This is a genomic window from Ruegeria sp. F5 (assembly GCF_056533845.1).
In genome coordinates, this window is sequence record NZ_JBQFOU010000007.1 from 25,420 (window position 1) to 44,122 (window position 18,703).

16 protein-coding genes are annotated in these 18,703 nt (G+C 56.7%); 5 read left to right on the forward strand and 11 right to left on the reverse strand.

Annotated elements, in window-relative coordinates:
- Positions 1–274: 274 nt before the first annotated feature.
- The 6 genes from ACR0K1_RS12225 to ACR0K1_RS12250 form a co-directional block, all read right to left on the reverse strand.
- On the reverse strand, positions 275–1,327 hold the full coding sequence (locus ACR0K1_RS12225; RefSeq protein ID WP_480850813.1) for an alpha/beta fold hydrolase: 1,053 nt from the start codon (positions 1,325–1,327) through the stop codon (positions 275–277).
- Positions 1,327–1,704 carry a hypothetical protein gene (locus ACR0K1_RS12230; RefSeq protein ID WP_480850815.1) on the reverse strand — a complete coding sequence of 126 codons (378 nt, stop codon included), beginning with the start codon at positions 1,702–1,704 and terminating at the stop codon, positions 1,327–1,329. Before ACR0K1_RS12230 ends, ACR0K1_RS12225 begins: the two co-directional genes overlap by 1 nt.
- A gap of 126 nt (positions 1,705–1,830) precedes the next feature.
- Complete coding sequence (locus ACR0K1_RS12235; protein WP_480850817.1) at positions 1,831–2,712, reverse strand: LysR substrate-binding domain-containing protein; 882 nt, start codon at positions 2,710–2,712, stop codon at positions 1,831–1,833.
- 395 nt (positions 2,713–3,107) lie between these two features.
- A complete protein-coding gene (locus ACR0K1_RS12240; protein WP_480850819.1) occupies positions 3,108–4,196 on the reverse strand; it encodes a DUF2652 domain-containing protein in 1,089 nt (362 codons plus the stop codon).
- A 340-nt stretch (positions 4,197–4,536) separates the two neighbouring features.
- Positions 4,537–4,755: a GDCCVxC domain-containing (seleno)protein gene (locus tag ACR0K1_RS12245; RefSeq protein WP_480612611.1), complete on the reverse strand. Its 219-nt coding sequence runs from the start codon at positions 4,753–4,755 to the stop codon at positions 4,537–4,539.
- A 4-nt stretch (positions 4,756–4,759) separates the two neighbouring features.
- Entirely contained in the window at positions 4,760–5,083 is a 324-nt protein-coding gene (locus tag ACR0K1_RS12250; RefSeq protein WP_480612612.1) for a hypothetical protein, read from the reverse strand.
- A gap of 99 nt (positions 5,084–5,182) precedes the next feature.
- Between ACR0K1_RS12250 and ACR0K1_RS12255 the strand changes: the two genes are divergently transcribed.
- Together ACR0K1_RS12255 and ACR0K1_RS12260 are read left to right on the forward strand one after the other, a co-directional pair.
- Positions 5,183–5,623, forward strand: a complete 441-nt coding sequence (locus ACR0K1_RS12255) for a MerR family transcriptional regulator (RefSeq protein WP_480612613.1) — start codon at positions 5,183–5,185, stop codon at positions 5,621–5,623.
- Between the two features lie 72 nt (positions 5,624–5,695).
- The gene (locus ACR0K1_RS12260; RefSeq protein WP_480850821.1) at positions 5,696–6,058 is read left to right on the forward strand and encodes a YybH family protein; all 363 of its coding nucleotides are present in this window, start codon (positions 5,696–5,698) and stop codon (positions 6,056–6,058) included.
- 98 nt (positions 6,059–6,156) lie between these two features.
- On the opposite strand, the gene ACR0K1_RS12265 is transcribed toward ACR0K1_RS12260, so the two are convergent.
- A complete protein-coding gene (locus ACR0K1_RS12265; RefSeq protein WP_480850823.1) occupies positions 6,157–7,233 on the reverse strand; it encodes a DUF2652 domain-containing protein in 1,077 nt (358 codons plus the stop codon).
- Between the two features lie 213 nt (positions 7,234–7,446).
- On the opposite strand from ACR0K1_RS12265, the gene ACR0K1_RS12270 reads away from it, so the two are divergent.
- From ACR0K1_RS12270 to ACR0K1_RS12280, 3 genes are all read left to right on the forward strand, one after another.
- Positions 7,447–9,177: a tetratricopeptide repeat protein gene (locus ACR0K1_RS12270; protein WP_480850825.1), complete on the forward strand. Its 1,731-nt coding sequence runs from the start codon at positions 7,447–7,449 to the stop codon at positions 9,175–9,177.
- A gap of 247 nt (positions 9,178–9,424) precedes the next feature.
- Positions 9,425–12,025 carry a response regulator gene (locus tag ACR0K1_RS12275; protein ID WP_480850827.1) on the forward strand — a complete coding sequence of 867 codons (2,601 nt, stop codon included), beginning with the start codon at positions 9,425–9,427 and terminating at the stop codon, positions 12,023–12,025.
- 3 nt (positions 12,026–12,028) lie between these two features.
- Complete coding sequence (locus tag ACR0K1_RS12280; RefSeq protein ID WP_480850829.1) at positions 12,029–13,630, forward strand: adenylate/guanylate cyclase domain-containing protein; 1,602 nt, start codon at positions 12,029–12,031, stop codon at positions 13,628–13,630.
- A gap of 11 nt (positions 13,631–13,641) precedes the next feature.
- On the opposite strand, the gene ACR0K1_RS12285 is transcribed toward ACR0K1_RS12280, so the two are convergent.
- The 4 genes from ACR0K1_RS12285 to ACR0K1_RS12300 all read right to left on the reverse strand — a co-directional run bounded on the left by ACR0K1_RS12285 (position 13,642) and on the right by ACR0K1_RS12300 (position 18,665).
- Positions 13,642–14,010, reverse strand: coding sequence for a response regulator (locus tag ACR0K1_RS12285; protein ID WP_480612620.1), 369 nt, complete (start codon positions 14,008–14,010; stop codon positions 13,642–13,644).
- A gap of 1,137 nt (positions 14,011–15,147) precedes the next feature.
- Complete coding sequence (locus ACR0K1_RS12290) at positions 15,148–16,092, reverse strand: substrate-binding domain-containing protein (RefSeq protein ID WP_480612621.1); 945 nt, start codon at positions 16,090–16,092, stop codon at positions 15,148–15,150.
- A 42-nt stretch (positions 16,093–16,134) separates the two neighbouring features.
- Positions 16,135–17,142 carry an ABC transporter permease gene (locus ACR0K1_RS12295; RefSeq protein WP_480612622.1) on the reverse strand — a complete coding sequence of 336 codons (1,008 nt, stop codon included), beginning with the start codon at positions 17,140–17,142 and terminating at the stop codon, positions 16,135–16,137.
- Positions 17,139–18,665: a sugar ABC transporter ATP-binding protein gene (locus ACR0K1_RS12300; protein WP_480612623.1), complete on the reverse strand. Its 1,527-nt coding sequence runs from the start codon at positions 18,663–18,665 to the stop codon at positions 17,139–17,141. Before ACR0K1_RS12300 ends, ACR0K1_RS12295 begins: the two co-directional genes overlap by 4 nt.
- Positions 18,666–18,703: the final 38 nt, after the last annotated feature.

Sequence of the window (18,703 nt, forward strand, 5' to 3'; positions counted from 1 at the left end):
TACCGGCGCCAGAAGCCGCAGAACCGGCTCAAATCGGGCCGAAATCATGAAATTTCCCTGTAAATTCCCTGTAAAAAGTGATTTCTGCGCGAGACTGGATAGCTCGAGACTGGCCGCACAGCCACCATTCTCCGAAAGAGCAACAAAATAAGGGGAATTCCGCCCCTTCAAGTCGACATGTATCCCATGCCTCCGAAGTTGGGATACAATGCGGGATACACGCTCGCCGCTCCAAGATCGGATTTCGACCCAGGCGTCGCGCTCGCGTCGGCCCCTAGCCGATGAAAGAGAGCACGTGATCCGTCACTTCACGCGGTGCGTCTTCAGGGCTGTAATGGCCGGCCCCCGGCAGGCGCTGAATTCTACCGTTCGGAAACACCGCCTTGAACAGTGGAAGAAAGTGCTTTGCATTCAGCGTCCGGTCTTCTTCCCCCCAGATCGCGAGTGCTGGTTTCGCACTGATCGCCAGTCGGGCCGCCGCGTCCGGTACTTCAAACTTATGTGCCCCGGTCGCAAACCCCTTGGCCCATCCAATCGCGCCGGCAGCTTCTGCCGGTGTTGGGAATGGCGCCCGATAGGCGTTGAGCCAAACATCCGTGACGATTGAGGCGTCTTCGAAACCGTTTAACTTCATTGTGGACAGGATCGTGTAATCAAGCTGGCCCAGAAGCGGTTCCAGAGTGCCGTCATCTTGCGCTTTCAGGATCCACTGAAACCAGGGGGCTTCGCCAGCATTCGCAACCAGCCGGTCAACGAGATCGGCCTGACCGAACGGCGTTGGTCCGTTGACGGAGACAATCCGCTTTATCCGGTCCGGATGGCGGATTGCGAAGCCCATACCCGCCGGTCCGCCAAAGTCATGCATCACAAGGGTCACGTCGCGCAGGTCGAGGGCAAGAGCGACCGCCTCCAAATTGTCGATATGATCCTGCAGCCAATAGGTCCGGTCGCCTGGGGTTGCGCTCTTGCCAAAACCCATATGGTCAACCGCGACGACCCGATGATGGCGCGACCACGTGGCGATCTGGTGCCGGAAAAGATAGCTCCAGGTGGGCTCGCCATGCAGCAGAAGCAGAGTCTCGGGCCCCTCGCCGATATCAACGTAGTGGGCGGCGTAACCGGGCGCGTCGGTGTAGCGTGCGGGAAAAGGCCAAGTGCCGCCAAATGTGGCATTGGCCGGTACTGCAGGTGTCGGGTGGGTCATGTTGGGTTCTCCAAAGCTCGTGGATGGTCGAAGGCCCGCGCTGAACGCGCCCGCCACGGTCAATTGCAGCATTGTGCGGCGTGTGACCTGGTTCTTGTAAGCGGAAGGGTCGCGTATACTCATCACTGCCCCCTTCCGGCGCACATAAGGCATTCGCTATCTGCGTTGAGGCTTCCAGAGCTTTGAGCGGCGATACGCCAGCGACCGTGTAACCGGCGCGCGAATGCTTCGGACGCCTGGTCAGCGGCATCTCGTACAGCGCGATCAATATCGCTCGATTCCAAGCCGATGTCGCACAAACGAAAGCGTTCGAGACCTTCCAGTGCCTGTCGCGTCTTACGAGTTGTCAATGCGTGGAAGCCCGCAACGACAAGGCGTTGAAGCAGGCCGAGTTTTACAGGCGTACCAGACTTTTCTGCGACAGGCCCGCGAAAGACGAAATTTGAAAACAGGTCGTTTTGGCCATGCGCTTGGCGGTTATCGGGTCGCGTTTTTGTCATGGTGTCCTCCTTTCAGTTACAAGGAGGAATTTAATTTGGCGCTCGAAGCCCTACCAATTCGAAGGAAGCGCACGAGTGATCTATTTTTTAGATCGCTTAGTGATGGGTCTCAAAAAGTGATGGGTCTCAAAAACCGGTTTCCGCGAGAGCCTCGGTTAGCCAGTCAGCGAATAGCGACATTGCTCGGGTGAAAGGTCGTCCTTCAGCGCTTACCAGCCAATAGCCGAGGTCTTCGTCTACTGTCTCGGGTTCAGCGAGCCAAGTGAGGCGACCTTCACGCACGAGTGTTTCAACGAGTAACTGACGACCGATTGCCACCCCTCCGCCATCGATTGCGGCCTGGATCACCACATTGTAGTCGTTGAGCGGCATCCGTTTCACGCCCGCAATATCAATTCCCCGCGACTCCGCCCAAGACTGCCATTCCTGCTCCTTGCGGCTCATGAGAAGTTGTTCGTCAGACAGGTCCGTGAGCGTGAAGGTTTGCTCGGAATGTGCAACGGGGGCAATCTTTTCGACATGCAGCAGCCGGGCATCCACGCCCTTCCAAGGGCCGGTTCCAAACCTCACGCCCAGATCAGCCTCGTCGCGCGCAAAGCTGACAATCTCGAGTGTCGGGTCCAGTTCAATGTCAATCCCTGGATGCACATCCGAAAATGAGGCAAGACGCGACATGAGCCACATTGAACAGAAGGACGGCAGCGCCGTGACGCGAAGCGTCTCCCGCCCAGCTTCGGCCCGAAGTTCTGCGGTCGCATCCGTGATCGTACGGAATGCGGCATTGATTTCTACGAGATAACGCTCCCCTTTAGGAGTTAACGAGATGCTGCGGGCATGCCGTGCGAAAAGCGGCGTTCCGAGCATCGTTTCAAGCTGCCGAATGTGATGGCTGACCGTACTTTGCGATATCAGCAATTCATCCGCGGCCTTTCGAAAACTCAAGAGCCTCGCAACGGCTGAAAAAGCACGAAGCGATAGAAGCGGAGGAAGGTTCGGGCTTGAGCGCAAACAGTTTGCCTCGCATATCTCGGGGAGAGTACCACAAAGCAGTACAGCGCGTTATGGTCAAGTCCGCAAGCCCATGCGGTACTTAGCTGCCATCGCCTACGGCCCATTGCCGACATCCAGCGGCAGGTCGCAATGCTGCGGCCGCAGCCCGCATTGCCGCCATTCGCCGCAGGAGCAAAGCCGAACGCAACTCGAAATCACGGTCTGCCTAACAAAGCGGAAGTGGCTGCACATTACCGCGAGGTTCGCTTGAAAGCCATTGCGGCCATCTAAATGACTCCAAGCCCATTCTGGCTTGAAGCGAACAACCCCGATCGTAAAGGTCCCACCTTCTTCGATGTATCGCTCACACCCTCAGCCCATTTAGCGGCGGTGTCGCCCCTAAATACCCAACTTTACTGTTCCTGACTCTTTTGACGAGCCTCCAATGCCATCTCGTCGAGAATACCGAAAGCCACTGGATAAAAATTCTCGAATAATTCGATCACCGCTGCTTCCTCCTCGGGATGATGTATTCCGTCGGCATCAGTAAGCCGCCCCATTCGAAACACGATCTCGGTGCCTTCAGCTACAGGGACTAACTCATAGGTCTCCAAATTAGTGAGACCCTCAATAGACGAATTGTGTAGAATATCCGTCACATAATCGAATGGATGCCAGTCGACGATCAGCATCTGAAAGTGAGCGGCTTCATGAATGCAGTGCAAACGAACGCCGGCCGAAGTGCGCGATGCATCCCCTTCCCGATAGGCGTCTTTCAACATCATCCAGCGCAACTTGAGCCGCGGATCTGTGAGCATTTCCCAAACCACTACCGGTGGCGCGTTTAGTGTGTGCCGGGTTGTGAACACGGCATCCTCGTCGGTAATGCGGACGGGTCCGGCGACTTCCCGGTATCGTTGCCAGGCCGCAGCAAGGTCGTAGACCCGCATCGGCACATCGCCAAAGTGCTCGAATTGAGCGCTATACTGCATGAGGTCAGATTCAATGCCCATTGCCCGGAACGCGTCTTCCGAGAACAGTGCGTAGCTGAGGATACCAGTATCCTCCTTCACATCGGTCTTCGCCATACGATGCACGAGTATGACGTCAGCACCGGAAATATCCTTCATCGGTCCGATCGACAGTTCTTCAAATTTTCCGTGATGCGCAAGGATCTTTAGATCGAGATCGGCTACGTTGCGACACGCGTTGCAGGGGCAAGTCGTGTTTTGCACAATGTTCCGACGGCGTTCGGCGAACGCCCGATAAAGGCTTTCACAAATATTGAGGAAAGTTTCGCCAGAAGGGAATGGCCCACTCGAATACGCGAAAACGGCGTCACCCTCGAGGCCCCGCAACTTCATTGGGTCCTTCAATTCCATCACAATTGCCTCCAGCAAAGAATGGATGATCGGGTTGGCGTGTTCCAACTCTGACCGGGTCAAGTATCCAGTGTAACCGGTGATATCGGCGATGAGCAGATAGCCTGACTGAATAGACATAGTCACAAAGATCCCAATTTCGTGCGTCAATACATATGGTAGACAACGAATTTGTTCCGAGCAACGTAGCTCAGGAACAGGAACTGAATGCCCGGAAATGGCGCCACATCGGCATTAGTTGTTGATGTTTTATCATCTTCTTCTGGCTCGCACCTGCCGTCCGAGACGGCGCAGCATCTGGGTCATCGCTGATGAAAGGGCAATCAATAGTGGCCCATATTTGTCAGTGAACGCGCCAATAGATTTTTGCAAGTGCAGCCCTCTATTCGGACATTCGCCGCCGGTGCGAGATTTTGCAGCTGATGAACTCACACATCGCGCAACAAACCTGCCCTTTAACTCAACCGCAACAACTATCGCCCATCTGAATTGGCGGGCACGGAACGGTGGCATAGGAGCAGTATACGCAGCAGTCGCCCTCGAGTGGCTTCAATATTGTCTCGCACGCGTTGCACTTATAGAACCACTGGCAGGCGTTTGTCGGCATTTCCTCTGTCTCGGCATGTCCGCATTTGGGACACGTCAATGTGCTTTCAAGCACCACGGTTTGTTTTGTCATAGTCTCACATCTGCATAATCAGATAATCGTTGATCCGAGCCTCATTGAACACGATGACCCATGCTAGCCCGATCATAGCTGTGCTTCCGGCAAGCCACCATTTCAGCCGCCCAATTGATCCGCGTCGATGCGATACCGACCAAGACAACGCGACCAGCGCAGTCGATATTGTCAGTACATAAAAACTTGCTGCCGCAATTTTCCCGAATATTGCCAGCCAACTGCCACCCAACCCGAGCAACATCATGGCCATGGGTAGAACACAGCAGGTCGCCACGCCAAGCGCTGAAACCGATCCTAAATAACTGAGGCCAAGGTATTTCTGCATCCTTTTTCTCCACTGGTCTTCACGGCATGGCTTTGCAGTGATGACCCAAGCGGTGTATAAATCCTGTAGCCACTACAGGATCAAGCAGGACAATTTCATATGATTGCGATTGGAGAGGCTTCCCGGCAAAGTGGAGTCGGCATTGAAACCATCCGCTATTATGAACGCGAAGGAGTTGTGCCAAAACCCGAGCGCGCCTCCAACAATCGCCGTCTCTACTCACAACGTGATGTTGGAAGGTTGCGTTTTTTGAGAAAGTGCCGGGATTTAGGATTCCCACTTGCAGACGCGAAGACGCTGCTCGACCTGTCAGAAGGCAGCAGTGCAGACTGCCAAACCGTGAAGGAGATGGCAGAGCGTCATGTCTCCAATGTGCGCCGTAAAATCAAGGAGTTGGCAGTTCTGGAAGCGGCGTTGAATGAACTTACTGCTAACTGCGATAGCGGAAACATATCCTGCCCAATGCTCTCTCAACTGAGGACAACAGATAGCCTCAAAGGCCTCGGTTCCGACTTGCGGCGATGCGGCGCCCGAGGTTGAACACCAGAGACGAACATCAACCCGAACTCCTGTGATAACCTGACGGCACCAGCAAAAACTCGGGTGTAAACAATGTCGGATATTGATACTGTAAAAGCACTCGACGCGGCAATCATCGCAGGGATCAATGCAAAGGACGCAAGTCGGGCGACGGCACCCTATGCTGAAGATGGTGCGGCCATGCCGCCGGGAGCGCCGATCATGACGGGTCACGCAGCCATTCGGCAGTATTGGCAGGCAGCCATTGATGGTGGCCTGAGCGATGTTGTGGCCAATCTGACCGACGCCCATGTCGCCGGAGATTGCGCCGTTACCACTGGAACCCTGACGGGTTCTATGGGAGGGCAGGAACTTACAGGAAAGTATGTTCTGTACTTCCGAAAAGGCGACGACGGTTGGAAGGTTCAGCGCGACATCTGGAACTTCGACGCCTGAAGTTTGGGGAATGGTCCAACGGTCAAATCCGCTGTTTCGTGCCGTAATCCACTTCGTGGGCCAGATAGACCTGTCGCCCGACTTCAAGCCGCACGGTGCTATTTGGACTGGCTGAGTTGCTTATTCATATCCGCAAAAGACACCGCCCAGAATTCCGCCAAAAACGCGGAACATTCCTGCTCGGAAATTTCCGAACGCATGCCATCTGCATCCGTTGCCATACCCATTGTGTAGCGCAGTTCGGTGCCTGTATCTGTTTCTGTCAGATGATAAGTCTCGGGAAAGCTGATATCGGGGCGCGCAGGGTCCAGGATGCGGGTCGAGAAGTACTCAAAGGGTTCCCAATCCGTGACCCGATAAAAGAACTGGGCCATTGCATGCGCGCAATGATAGCCTGACCCCGGGCCAAGACGTCCCAAAGGGTTCTCCATCTTGATGTCGCTGACACTGTTCATCCATTTCAGCTTGTGTTCAGGAACGACGAGGGCCTCCCACACGAGGCACATGGGCGCATCGAAATGGTAGCGCAGGGTCCACACGCCTTCTTCTTCTTCGAGAAAATCGCGCGGGCGATCAGCGCGCATCTTTTCCCATGATTTGGCCAGATTGTAGACCTTCATTCCGACTTCACCAAAATGTTCTATTTCCTGGGAAAACGGCTCCATTATATCGCTGATATCCATGGCTTCTTCCGCCGCTTCGCTAAACAAGGCGTAGCTGTGAATGCCGGTGCGCTCGGCAACTTCCGTCTTGGTCAATCGGTGAACAAGAATGACATCAGCGCCAGAGATGTCTTTGGTTGGCCCCAGTTGCATTTCATCGAACTGACCGTGATGGGCGATGATCTTGAGGTCCAGACCGCCGACATTGGCGCATGCCCGGCACGGACATGTCGTGTTGGCGATTATATCCTGCCGTCTGAGGGTGAACGCGTTGTAGAGATTTTCGCAAATGGTCAGAAATGTCTCTCCTGACGGGAAATCCTGTCGTGTCGAATAGGCCAGAACGGCATCGCCTTCGGTTTTCCAGAAGTGCAGCGGGTCTCCGACCTGCTCAAGCAGAACGCTCAGAAGGGATTGCAGAATGGGATTGGCATGATCCATTTCCGAAGATGTCAGAAACTGAGTGTGGCCGGTAATGTCGGCAATCAGCAGGTAACCTGTGTGCGTTGTCATTTGGCAGTCCCCCGGTCCAAAGATCGCGTGCGCTCACCATAGATGAAAACATACTTAAACAACAAAAACGGTCGGTTGCGCGAAGTGGTTCCGATCTTCAGCCGCTGTCATCGAACCCTTGGCGTTCACAGCCGAAATTGGAGCGGAGGCATTAACGTTTTACCCAAAGCTACTGAAGTTTCCCATTCGCCTGCCGTGGGCTATGCTGCATCCATGTCGAACGCCTCTGAACGACGGCTGACCGCTATTCTGGCTGCGGATGTGGCAAACTATTCCAAACTCATGGGGGAGGATGAAGCTGCCACATTGACCGCGCTGCGCCGTTTTCGGAACGACATTCTTACTCCGGCAATTGGTGCGCATCGCGGCAGGGTGATAAAAAGCATGGGGGACGGCTGGCTGGTTGAATTTCCCAGCGTGGTCAATGGTATCGAGTGCGCGATGGCTGTCCAAAACGCACTGACCGATGATCCGCGGATCACCTTGAGAATGGGATTGCACAGTGGCGATGTGAGTTTTGCCGATGAAGACGTCTATGGCGACGGCGTCAACGTGGCCGCTCGCCTTCAGAATCTGGCTGAGCCAGGTTCACTGGTGATTTCAGAGACCGCGCGGCGCAGCCTTGATGCCAGGCTTTCGGATCACTTCACCTGTCTGGGTTCCCAGAAACTCAAAAACATCGCAGAGCCTTTGGTCGCCTATGGTTGGGGAATGTCCGCATCAGCCATCCAGAGCTACCTTTTTGCGGTGCCGGAACGGCCTTCGATTGCGGTTCTGGCCTTTGACAATTTATCCGACGACGCGGATCAGACCTTTTTTGCCGAAGGTATCGCCGAAGAGGTCATTTCCGCGCTGTCCCGGTTTCACTGGTTCTTCGTGATCTCTCGAAATACCAGCTTTTCCTACCAGGGCCGCGCCATCGGGACAGAGCAAATCGCCCGCGATCTGGGCGTGCAGTACGTACTTGAGGGCAGCGTTCGAAGGGTCGGCAACAGGGTACGCGTCTCGGTGCAACTGATCGACGCGATTGCAAACTACAATGTCTGGACCGATCGATTTGACGGCGTGATTGAAGACATCTTCGATCTGCAGGACGAGATCACGCAGAAAATTGTGGGCGCTGTTGCACCTGAATACCTGACTTCTGAAATGCAACGCGCAAGGCGCAAGGTGATCCCCCGGATGGATGCCTGGGAATTGTCCGCGCGCGCCCATTGGCATATCTCGCAGTTCACTAAAGCAGACGTAGCCGAAGCCCAGAACCTGCTCATGAAAGCCGTCGAGTTGGACCCGCAAAGCTCATTCGGGCTGGCGGATTTGTCATTTACGCATCTGATGCAATGCGTGAACGGCTGGAGTGTTGATCCTGACGCTTCCAAGGCCGAGGCGGTGAGGCTGGCGCAGCGGGCGGTTTCGATGAACGACCGCGACGCGTATGCCATGGCCCTACTTGGTGCGGCAGATTTGTTTTCAGGCCATCATCAGGACGCCGTAAGAAAGTTGCGGGAGGCCACTGACCTCAACCCCAACGACCCCCATGCCTATGCTTTGCTTGCCAGAGCTCAGGTGTATCTGGGCGACGGCAAGGAAGCGCTCGATAATATCATGGCCGCGATCAGGCTCAGCCCGCGCGATCCTTTGATGGCTTTGTGGTACTCCATTCGCTCACTCTGCGGGTTTGTGGCAGGCCGGCACGAAGAAGCCATCGCGTGGGCCGAGGCGTCAATCCGGGCCCAGCCGAACCGCGGCAGCTCTTATCTTGATCTTGCCGTGAACAATGCCCTTTGCGGCAAGCTGGATGAGGCGCGGCAGGCTGTTCTTGACCTAAAGCGTCTGGACCCCGGCGCCTCGCTCCAGCTGGCAGAACGCACACATCCTTTCGCGCGACCGGAGGATCACGAGTTCTATCAACAGGGTTTGCGCGCAGCGGGTTTGAACCGGTGAACACGGCCCAATCCTGCCGATCCCATGGTTATCGCCGGGCTGCGGTGCGCAGCAGAAGGAACGACCCGGCCCGCCGTCAGGCGATTTCCAATGGCCTCACGGGACCCGGGTGAATGGCGGCTCTATCAACATCAATCCAAAGGCACATGCAGACGGGCCGAAACAGCCTTGTTTTGGTCCCGCATTTCAATTCAACTGAAAACAGTGACTTACCGACGTGCCGGTCTCGTCAGATGGAGAGCGCAGAATGAACCAATCCGACGATCACCCTGTGTCAAAGCCGGTTGGACCAAACCGGGCGCTGGACCGGATCGTCGATGCCATAAACACAATCCCGGAAGGCTTTGCCCTTTATGATTCCGATGATCGTTTGGTTCTGGCGAACGAGACGTATCGGAAGATGCTGTATCCGGGGCACGAAGATCTGGTGAAACCGGGGATGACGTTCGAACAGGTCGTTCGCAAAGCGCTGTCGCTGAACGTGATTGCAGATGCGATCGGACGAGAAGAAGAATGGTTGGCGCAACGGCTGAAACGCCACGAAAACCCCCACGGCACCCAGATGCAAAGCCGGACATCCGGCGGGTGGATCAAGATCAGCGAGCGCAAGACCGGTGACAACGGAACCGTTGCGATCTACAGCGATGTCACCGAACTGAAGAAGGTCGAAGCCCGCAACGCCGAGCTTGCCCAGATCCCCGAGGAAAACCCCAATCCGGTGATGTGTATCAGCAGTGACGGAAAGCTGCTCTTTGCGAATAAGGCCAGCGATCCCATGCTTGATGCCCTGGGTCTGAAAGTCGGGGCGGATGTCACCGAGGACTGGCTGGCCCGTGTCAGGAAGGGATTGCAGGAAGACAAGCGGCAGGACTTTGAATGTCACGCCGATGGCATGGTCTACGCATTACTGCTCTGGCCGGTGCCGGACGCCCGGCACGTCAACCTCTACGGGCGGGACGTCACGCAGCTAAAGCAGGCGGAAATGCGGATGCGCGAATTGGCGCGTATTCCCGAAGAGAATCCCAACCCGGTTTTGCGCATCACCGGTCAGGGCAAACTTGTCTATGCCAACAGGGCAAGCGCGCCCTTGATCAAAGCGCTGCAGCTGAAGGTCGGCGACCGTGTGGGAACAGGTTGGCGCAAACGTGTCGCCAAGGGTTTGCGCGAAGATCAACGGCAGGATTTCGAATATGAGGCCGGTGGTCTGATCTATGCCCTGTTGCTGTGGCCGGTTCCGGAAGGCGGTTACGCGAATATCTACGGCCGCGATATTACCACCCAGAAGCAAGTTGAAAGCGAACTGCGCGTAGCGAAGGATATCGCAGAAACCGCCAACAAAACCAAAAGCACGTTCCTCGCCAACATGAGTCACGAGCTGCGCACGCCGCTGAATGCGATCATTGGATACAGCGAACTGATGCTCGAGGAATCCATCGACCAGAATGACGAGGCTAACCTGAGCGATCTCAGGAAAATTCAATCTGCCGGGAAACACCTGCTTGCGCTGATCAATGACATTTTGGACCTGTCCAAGATCGAAGCCGGCAAGATGGAATTCAATCTGGAACCTTTCGACGTTTTTCAGATGATCAACGACGTCGGAACGACGGTGCGACCGCTGGCGGAAAAGAACAGCAACACGCTTGAGATTGTGTGTGCCGAGAACATCGGGGATATGGTCTGCGATCTGACCAAGGTGAGGCAGGCACTGCTCAACCTGTTGTCCAACGCCTGCAAGTTCACTGAAAACGCGACAATCACGCTGTCCGTTCTGCGATCCAGGGAACAGGATCAGCTTGAATTTTCGGTCGCCGATCAGGGCATCGGCATGTCGCCCGGGCAAGTCGACAGGGTGTTCGACGCATTCACTCAGGCGGATTCCTCTACCACCCGCAACTATGGGGGTACCGGTCTGGGGCTGTCGATCACCAAGGTCTTCTGCGAACAGCTGGGCGGCAGCATTCACTGCGCCAGCACGCTCGGCCAGGGGTCAACCTTCACCATTCGTCTTCCGAGTATCTGCAGAGATCCGTCCACAGACCTGCTGCGGGGAAAAGGGTATTCGGAGGACGATCAAGGTGGCGATTCAGACGCGCCATTGGTTCTGCTGGTCGATGACGACCCGACGGTACATGACCTTTTGGGACGGCGGCTGCGCAGGGAAGGTTACCGCGTTCTTGCCTCGACCAAGGGTGGCGAAGCCTTGGAATTGGCGCGCAAATTCAGGCCTGACGCGATCACGCTGGACGTGTTCATGCCCGAGATCGACGGCTGGGCGGTGTTGTCCAAGCTGAAAGACGACCCTGATCTGACAGACATCCCGGTGATCATGCTGACATTCGCAGAGGACCGCACGCGCGGGTTGTCGCTGGGTGCCAGCGAGTATCTGGGCAAGCCCATCGACACGGTCGCACTGCTGAACGCGCTGAAAGAGCATTGTCCGCCCCGGCCGGCACCCCGCGCCCTTGTCGTGGAAGACGAGGCTGCAACCCGCGAAATGATCTGCCGGGTTCTGGGCAAGGAAGGCTGGCAGATCGAGCAGGCCGTCAACGGGCTGGACGCCCTTCAACATCTTTCTGCATCCGTTCCGGACGTCATTTTGCTGGATTTGATGATGCCCGAGATGGACGGTTTTGAATTTCTGGCGGGGATGAGGAAGAACCCGGACTGGAAGAACATACCCGTCATCGTTGTCACCGCGAAGACCCTGTCAAACGATGACCGCGCGCGGCTGAGCGGTTCGGTCGAGACGCTGATCAGCAAGGACGGGGATGAAATTGAAACCATCCTTAACCAGTTGAACGACATTCTGGTCAAACACCGGCCTGCCCCTGCAAGGGACACATAAGTTGTGAATGACAGCCCCAAAAACGAAGCACAAAACGCACAGGCGGTGTGGCTGGCCAATTTGCGGCAAAACCTCATCTCTCCGGTCAGCGCCATTGTCGGGTTTTGCGAGTTGCTTCAAAGCGAATCCAGGCGGCTGAATCTGGATGAAGTCACTTCGGATCTGGATCGGATTTCTCAGGCGACGACGGAGCTGAGCGCCTTGGTGGATCAGCTTCTGCACCCCGAGATGGCGATTAAGCTGACGGTCAGCGGCGATGAGGGCGTGAAGCGGCTGCGTCACGACCTGCGTACCCCGATGAATGCGATCAAAGGCTACAGCGAGATGATGCTGGAGGATCTGGAGGACCTGAACGCAGAACATCTGCAGCCGGACTTGCTGGGGCTATTGGACCACACCTGCACCTTGCTGCAACGTATCGACACGCTCTCGGTTTTGTCTGGTGATGGCCTCAAAATATCTGACACACCGCGCGAGACGGTCGCGATGTTTGCAAATCTGGTCCAGAGCATGCAGCCCCTGCCTTCAATCGCCGATACATCCGGATCAACCGGCGACATCCTTGTCGTCGATGATGCCGAGGCCAACCGGGACTTGCTGGCCCGCCGGTTAAAGCGGGACGGGCATCGCGTCTGGACTGCCGATGGCGGCTATTCCGCTCTGGACAAGATGTCCCGCCAGCCGTTCGACCTGGTTCTGCTCGATCTGATGATGCCGGATATCAACGGCTTCGACGTGCTGGCCCGTCTGAAACAGGATGACACCCTTCATGATATCCCCGTCATTATGATTTCAGCCCTGGATGAGATCGAAAGCGTTGCGCGCTGCATTGAGGCCGGTGCCGAGGATTACCTGCCCAAACCCTTCAACCCGATCCTGTTGCAAGCCCGGATCAGCGCGGCGCTTGAAAAAAACCGCTGGCGAAAGCGCGAACGCCAGTACCTTGAGATGATGGAAGCGGAAAAGCAGAAGTACAAAGACCTTCTGCTCAGCATTCTGCCGCAACAGATCGTGACGCGCCTTAACGACGGCGAGGCCACAATCGCCGACCGCCACAACGACGTCACCGTGCTCTTTTCCGATATCGTCGGCTTTACCGAGATGTCGGCCAGGCTGGCCCCGGCACAGGTGGTGTCCTACCTGAACCGGATTTTCTCGGGGTTCGACAAAACGGCGACGGAACTTGGCGTTGAAAAGATAAAGACGATTGGCGATGCGTATATGGTTGCCGCCGGGGTGCCGGACGGTCGTGAAGATCATGCCGAGGTGATCGTCGAGATGGCGCTTCGGATGCTCGATCAGGTCGAGGCGCTGAACCTTGAAACAGACCACCCGATGCATATCAGGGTCGGCGTGCATACCGGGCCAGTGGTTGCTGGCATCATCGGATCGCACCGTTTCCTTTACGATGTCTGGGGGGACACCGTTAATTTTGCCAGCCGTCTTGAATCAACCGGTGCGCCGGGCCGGGTGCAGGTGTCCGAGGCCACCGCCAGACAGGTCGAACATCGCTTTGACATCTCTGAACCTGTCGAAACAAGGGTGAAAGGCAAGGGTCGGGTCAGAACCTATTATGTCACCCGACACAAAACGGCCGCGGATTGAGCGGTTCTTCCTCAGGTCGCGGGCAAAAGTTTCCCCATCTTTTCCAGCAAACGGCTCAGCTCGACCGGTTTGGTATCGAAGTCGTCGCAACCTGCTTCCAGCGCCTTTTCCCGATCACTGGCCATCGCGTGCGCGGTCAGGGCCACCACCGGGATCGACGCCGTCCCGGGCGCTGCCTTGATACGCCGTGTCGCTTCCCACCCGTCAATTTCGGGCAGGCTCATATCCATCAAAATGATGTCGGGACTTTCTTCACCAGCCATGGACACGCCTTCCAGCCCGTCCTTCGCGACGACAACATGAAACCCTTTGCGTTCCAACCGGCGCGACAGCATATCGCTGTTCATTTCATTGTCTTCCACCAACAGAACTTTCGTCAAAACTCCCCCTTGCGCTTCCGCGCATTATGAACACCGATTGGCTCAAGAAGCTTCGAAACTTATGCTCGAAAGCCGTGCTCTGCCACCGGATCGTGCGAACCTACTGGTCGGCGCATTCTTTCATCAATTATATACCACGCAATGAGTATTTGGCCGACTTAGTTCGACCCACCCCCTTTTGCCAATGATGAGTATGATCCGTATTAATTTGTTGAGCGGCGGTTCGCTTTGTGAACTGCTGGGAGGTTAAATGACCGCTCAGCGACAAAAAGACCCTCGTATTTGCGCCTGCGGAGAACGTCAGTTTCCCGCTCGATTCTGTTGAAAAACGACGCATTTCTGTCGCAAAACGAGGGGCGGCGAACCAAGCGTGAGTACCTGCGCAGGCTTTTTGTGGTTGCTGCCGTGCAGGAAAGATCTTGGCCACTTTACGGAGGTTCTGAGCGGTGACGGCGAGGAGGAATTCGTCGTTTGCGCCCCAAGGGCCGCGTAATCGGAGGCGACCCAGTATGTCCGTCGCCTGGAGTTTTGGGATAGTAGGCGGCCTGAGCTAGCAGAGGACAGGCCCATCTGTTTGGTCTAAGAAACCGCCAGCACTCACCCTGTTTGCAACACTGGCCAAGTTACTAAGACAATTTTTCTGTTGCGGATACAAACCGGAATACAAGAATTCGAACTTGACCCCATGCCCTCTCCATTTTACATGTATTAACAATATATATCAATGACTTAGCGTGGTATCCTACCACCCCAGACAGCAATCATAGCACATTGAAGTAGATTGCTAAAAATCAGGCTTTCTCAGTGCCTTCCGCATGGCTTTGAGGTACCAAATCACCCCAGGCGATCAACATGCAGAACTTCTGGCGCAATCTCCCAAAACGTCTGGAATCGCCCTCTCATCGTTGGCAGATCGGGCGCTTGTTGCGCGATCCAAGCCTGCGAACATGATTGACGCTTCGGCCATTCCGAACTCAACCCAAACGGCTGAGCGCTCGGATCAACCTTTCAACATCCACCCGCCAATCTCCGAGACACCAGTCTGAAGTCACCCCAAAAACGGCGACAGGCAGCGGCATAAGCCCCAACAAAAAAGGCCCGCCAATAGGCGGGCCAGTTTCCGTGAGTGGTCAGGTCTTAGTCGTACAGGACGGCCGAGATTTTGGGATCGTCGATATTCGAGGCATCGTAGTAGTAGAAGCCGGTGTCGATCAGCGCGGGGACCTCTTCGCCTTTCATGGCCGAAACCGCGGCTTTTACTGTCTCATATCCGATACCAACCGGGTTCTGGGTGATGGCACCTGCCATCAGGCCGCTCTTGATCGCGTCTTTCTGAGCCTTGCCGCTGTCATAGCCAATGATGACCAGGCCTTCGGTGCCCAGTTCCTGTACCCCGTTCACCACGCCGATGGCCGAGCCTTCGTTGGTGCCGAAGATGCCGTTCAGGTCCGGGTTCGCGGTCAGGATCGCTTTGGTCACCTCGGTCGATTTCAGGTGGTCGCCCTGGCCGTACTGAACGGTTACGACCTCGATATCCGGGTACTTTTCGGCGATGCGGTTGACGAACCCGTCGCGGCGGTCGATGCCCGTGCGGCTGGTCTGGTCATGGGCAACCACGGCAACCTTGCCTTTGCCACCGATCTTTTCTGCCATCTTGTCGGCGGCCAATCCGGCTGCGGCAAGATTGTCAGTCGTAGCTGTCGAGACCGGGATGTCGCTGTCCACACCGCTGTCGAAGGCAATGACCGGTATCCCCTTTTCGTCGGCTTGTTTCAGCAACGGGATCGCGGCCTGGCTGTCCAGCGCGGCAAAGCCGATGGCCTTGGGGTTATTGGCCAGGGCGGCGGCCAGCATGTCGATCTGGCGGTCGACCATGGTTTCATTGTCCGGTCCTTCAAAGGTGATGATGACGTTGAACTCGTCCGCGGCCTGTTCCGCGCCCGACTTGACGGCCTGCCAGAACTGATGCTGGAAGCCCTTGGACACCAGCGGGATGTAAATCTCTTCCGCTGCAGCCATCGAGGCCGGGGCGGCCAGGGTCGCGGCACTCAGCGCCCCCAGAATGAAACGACGTGTAAACATGTTCTTCTCCTCCAAAGTTGGTCGTTATTGTCGTTGGATTGCTCAGCCTGTCTTTTTGCGCCGCGCCATGTCGGCATAGACAGCCAGAATGATGATTGCGCCGGTGACGACGGTCTGCCATTCCTGCGCGACGGACAGCACGCGCAGCCCGTTTGTCAGCACCGCCATGATCAGCGCGCCGATCAGGGTGCCAAGGATCGTGCCCCGCCCGCCGGACAGCGACGTGCCGCCGATGACAACGGCTGCGATGGCTTCCAGTTCATAGCCAAGCCCCAGCGCGGGCTGGGCCGAATTCAGGCGCGAGGCAATCAGGATACCGGCGATGCCGCAGATCGCCCCGGCCAGCGCATAGATGCGCATCTTCCACATGTCGGTGTTGACACCCGACAGGCGCACCGCCTCTTCATTCGATCCCAGCGCAAAGGTGTACCGCCCCAGAACCGTACGCCCCAGAATGTACGAGGCCGCGATGGCGACTAGGAACAGGATCAGCACGCCGTTGGGGATGGGCAGCGCTGGAAAAACCTCTCCGATCAGCGACCCGCGCGAGATCTGGTCAAAGCCGGGCGTGTCGTTGAAATAGATCGGACGGGTTCCGGAAATGACCAGCGACAGTCCTTTCAGGATCAGCATCATGCCCAGCGTCGCGATGAATGGCGGAATTTTCATCTTGGCCACAAACGTGCCCGAGCACAGGCCGCAGAGCGCCCCCGCCGCAATAGCAGCCGCAACACCGACCAGCAGCGGCAGGCCGAGATAGGTCAGCGCAACGCCCGCGATCACCGCGCAGAAGGTCATCAGCGTACCCAATGACAGGTCAATCCCGCCGGTGATTATGATTAGCGTCGCCGCCACGGCCAGAACGCCATTGACCGAGGTCGCCTGCAGAATTGCGATCATGTTCGAGGTCTGCATGAAATTCGGTGAGGCGATCGAGAACCCGATCAGCAGGGCGATCAAGCTGGCGAAGGCCAGCAGTTTTTGATACGCGCCGCTTTCGGACAGGCCCGCAAGGGGCTTCTTCTTGTCGATATCCGTCGCACTGGTCATTTCATTGTCCCTGTTACCTGCATGGCCGCCGCGCGTTGCGTGGCCAGATGCATGATGTCTTCCTGAGTGGTGTCTTTCCCGCCGGGCAGAATGCCGGTCAGGCGGCCTTCGCACATCACCGCGATGCGATGGCTGAGGCGCATTATTTCCGGCAGTTCGGATGAGATCACGATGATTGTCTTGCCCTGCCCGGCCAGCTCTTCGAGCAGTTTGTAGATTTCCGACTTTGCGCCCACGTCGATGCCGCGGGTGGGTTCGTCAAAGATCAGAATGTCGCAATCGCGCAGCAGCCATTTGGCGATGACCACCTTCTGCTGATTTCCCCCCGACAGCAGCCGCACTTCCTGCACGTCCGAGGGCGTGCGGATACCCAACTGGGCGATAAAGCCCTTGGCCGTGGTGCTGATTTCGCTGTCATTCAGCACCCCGCCGGTGGCAGTAAACAGGTCCATCGAGGCCAGTGCGATATTGTCGCGCACGTTCATGCCGGTGGCGAGGCCGAAATGCTTGCGGTCCTCGGACAGGTACCCGATCCCGGCTTTCACCGCGTCTTTCGGGGATTTGATCGACACCGGCTTGCCATGCACGCGGATTTCGCCGCTGTCCTTCGGATCGGCGCCGAAGATCGCGCGGGCCACTTCCGTTCGCCCTGCCCCCATCAGACCGGCAAAACCCAGAATCTCACCCTTCTGGACCGAGAAGCTGACATCCTGAATGTCCTTGCCCCGGCTCAGCCCCGAGATTTGCAGCGAGATTTCAGCACCGCCCAGATCGGGCACATCCAGAGGTTCCTCGTTCACTTCGCGGCCCACCATCATCGCGATGATCTGGCTGATCGGCGTTTCCGCCGCACCTACCGTGCCCACGTATTCGCCATCGCGCATCACGGTCACCCGGTCGGCGATCTGTTTCAACTCGTCCATCTTGTGGCTGATGTAGACGATCCCCACCCCTTCGGCCTTGAGGCGGCGGATGATCACGAACAGTTCGGCAATCTCGGCATCGTTCAGCGCCGCTGTCGGTTCATCCATGATCAGAACCTTCGAACGGTAGGACAGCGCCTTGGCAATCTCGACCATCTGCTGCCTTGCGATGGTCAGCGTGCCGACCAGCGTTTTGGGGTCCAGGTTCAGGTTCATCGAGGCGAAAATCTCGGCCGTCTGCGCGTTCAGCGCGGCCTCGTCCAGGCGGCCAAAGCTCTTGCGCGGTTCGCGCCCGATAAAGATATTTTGCGCCACGGTCAGGTCGTTCATCAGGCTCAGTTCCTGATGGATGATGCCGATGCCCAGATCCTGCGCCTCGCGCGGGGTTGTGGGGCTGACCGATTTGCCTTCGATCACCAGATCACCGCCGTCGCGCTGGTAGATTCCAGACAGGATTTTCATCAGCGTGCTTTTCCCGGCGCCGTTCTCGCCCATCAGCGCGTGAACCTCGCCCGGAAACAGATCGAACTGCACGGTTTTCAGCGCGTGCACACCGGGGAAATGTTTGTCGATCCCCGTCATGTCGACCAGTTTTGTCATTTCTCCTCCCATTTTGCCCCTCTCCCCAAGGGCCGCGC

Bases quoted from the DNA above. Each gene is read 5' to 3' on its own strand.
- ACR0K1_RS12225 (WP_480850813.1), bottom strand. From the start codon at position 1,327: ATGAGTATACGCGACCCTTCCGCTTACAAGAACCAGGTCACACGCCGC.
- ACR0K1_RS12230 (WP_480850815.1), bottom strand. From the start codon at position 1,704: ATGACAAAAACGCGACCCGATAACCGCCAAGCGCATGGCCAAAACGAC.
- ACR0K1_RS12240 (WP_480850819.1), bottom strand. From the start codon at position 4,196: ATGTCTATTCAGTCAGGCTATCTGCTCATCGCCGATATCACCGGTTAC.
- ACR0K1_RS12245 (WP_480612611.1), bottom strand. From the start codon at position 4,755: ATGACAAAACAAACCGTGGTGCTTGAAAGCACATTGACGTGTCCCAAA.
- ACR0K1_RS12250 (WP_480612612.1), bottom strand. From the start codon at position 5,083: ATGCAGAAATACCTTGGCCTCAGTTATTTAGGATCGGTTTCAGCGCTT.
- ACR0K1_RS12255 (WP_480612613.1), top strand. From the start codon at position 5,183: ATGATTGCGATTGGAGAGGCTTCCCGGCAAAGTGGAGTCGGCATTGAA.
- ACR0K1_RS12260 (WP_480850821.1), top strand. From the start codon at position 5,696: ATGTCGGATATTGATACTGTAAAAGCACTCGACGCGGCAATCATCGCA.
- ACR0K1_RS12265 (WP_480850823.1), bottom strand. From the start codon at position 7,233: ATGACAACGCACACAGGTTACCTGCTGATTGCCGACATTACCGGCCAC.
- ACR0K1_RS12270 (WP_480850825.1), top strand. From the start codon at position 7,447: ATGTCGAACGCCTCTGAACGACGGCTGACCGCTATTCTGGCTGCGGAT.
- ACR0K1_RS12275 (WP_480850827.1), top strand. From the start codon at position 9,425: ATGAACCAATCCGACGATCACCCTGTGTCAAAGCCGGTTGGACCAAAC.
- ACR0K1_RS12290 (WP_480612621.1), bottom strand. From the start codon at position 16,092: ATGTTTACACGTCGTTTCATTCTGGGGGCGCTGAGTGCCGCGACCCTG.
- ACR0K1_RS12295 (WP_480612622.1), bottom strand. From the start codon at position 17,142: ATGACCAGTGCGACGGATATCGACAAGAAGAAGCCCCTTGCGGGCCTG.
- ACR0K1_RS12300 (WP_480612623.1), bottom strand. From the start codon at position 18,665: ATGACAAAACTGGTCGACATGACGGGGATCGACAAACATTTCCCCGGT.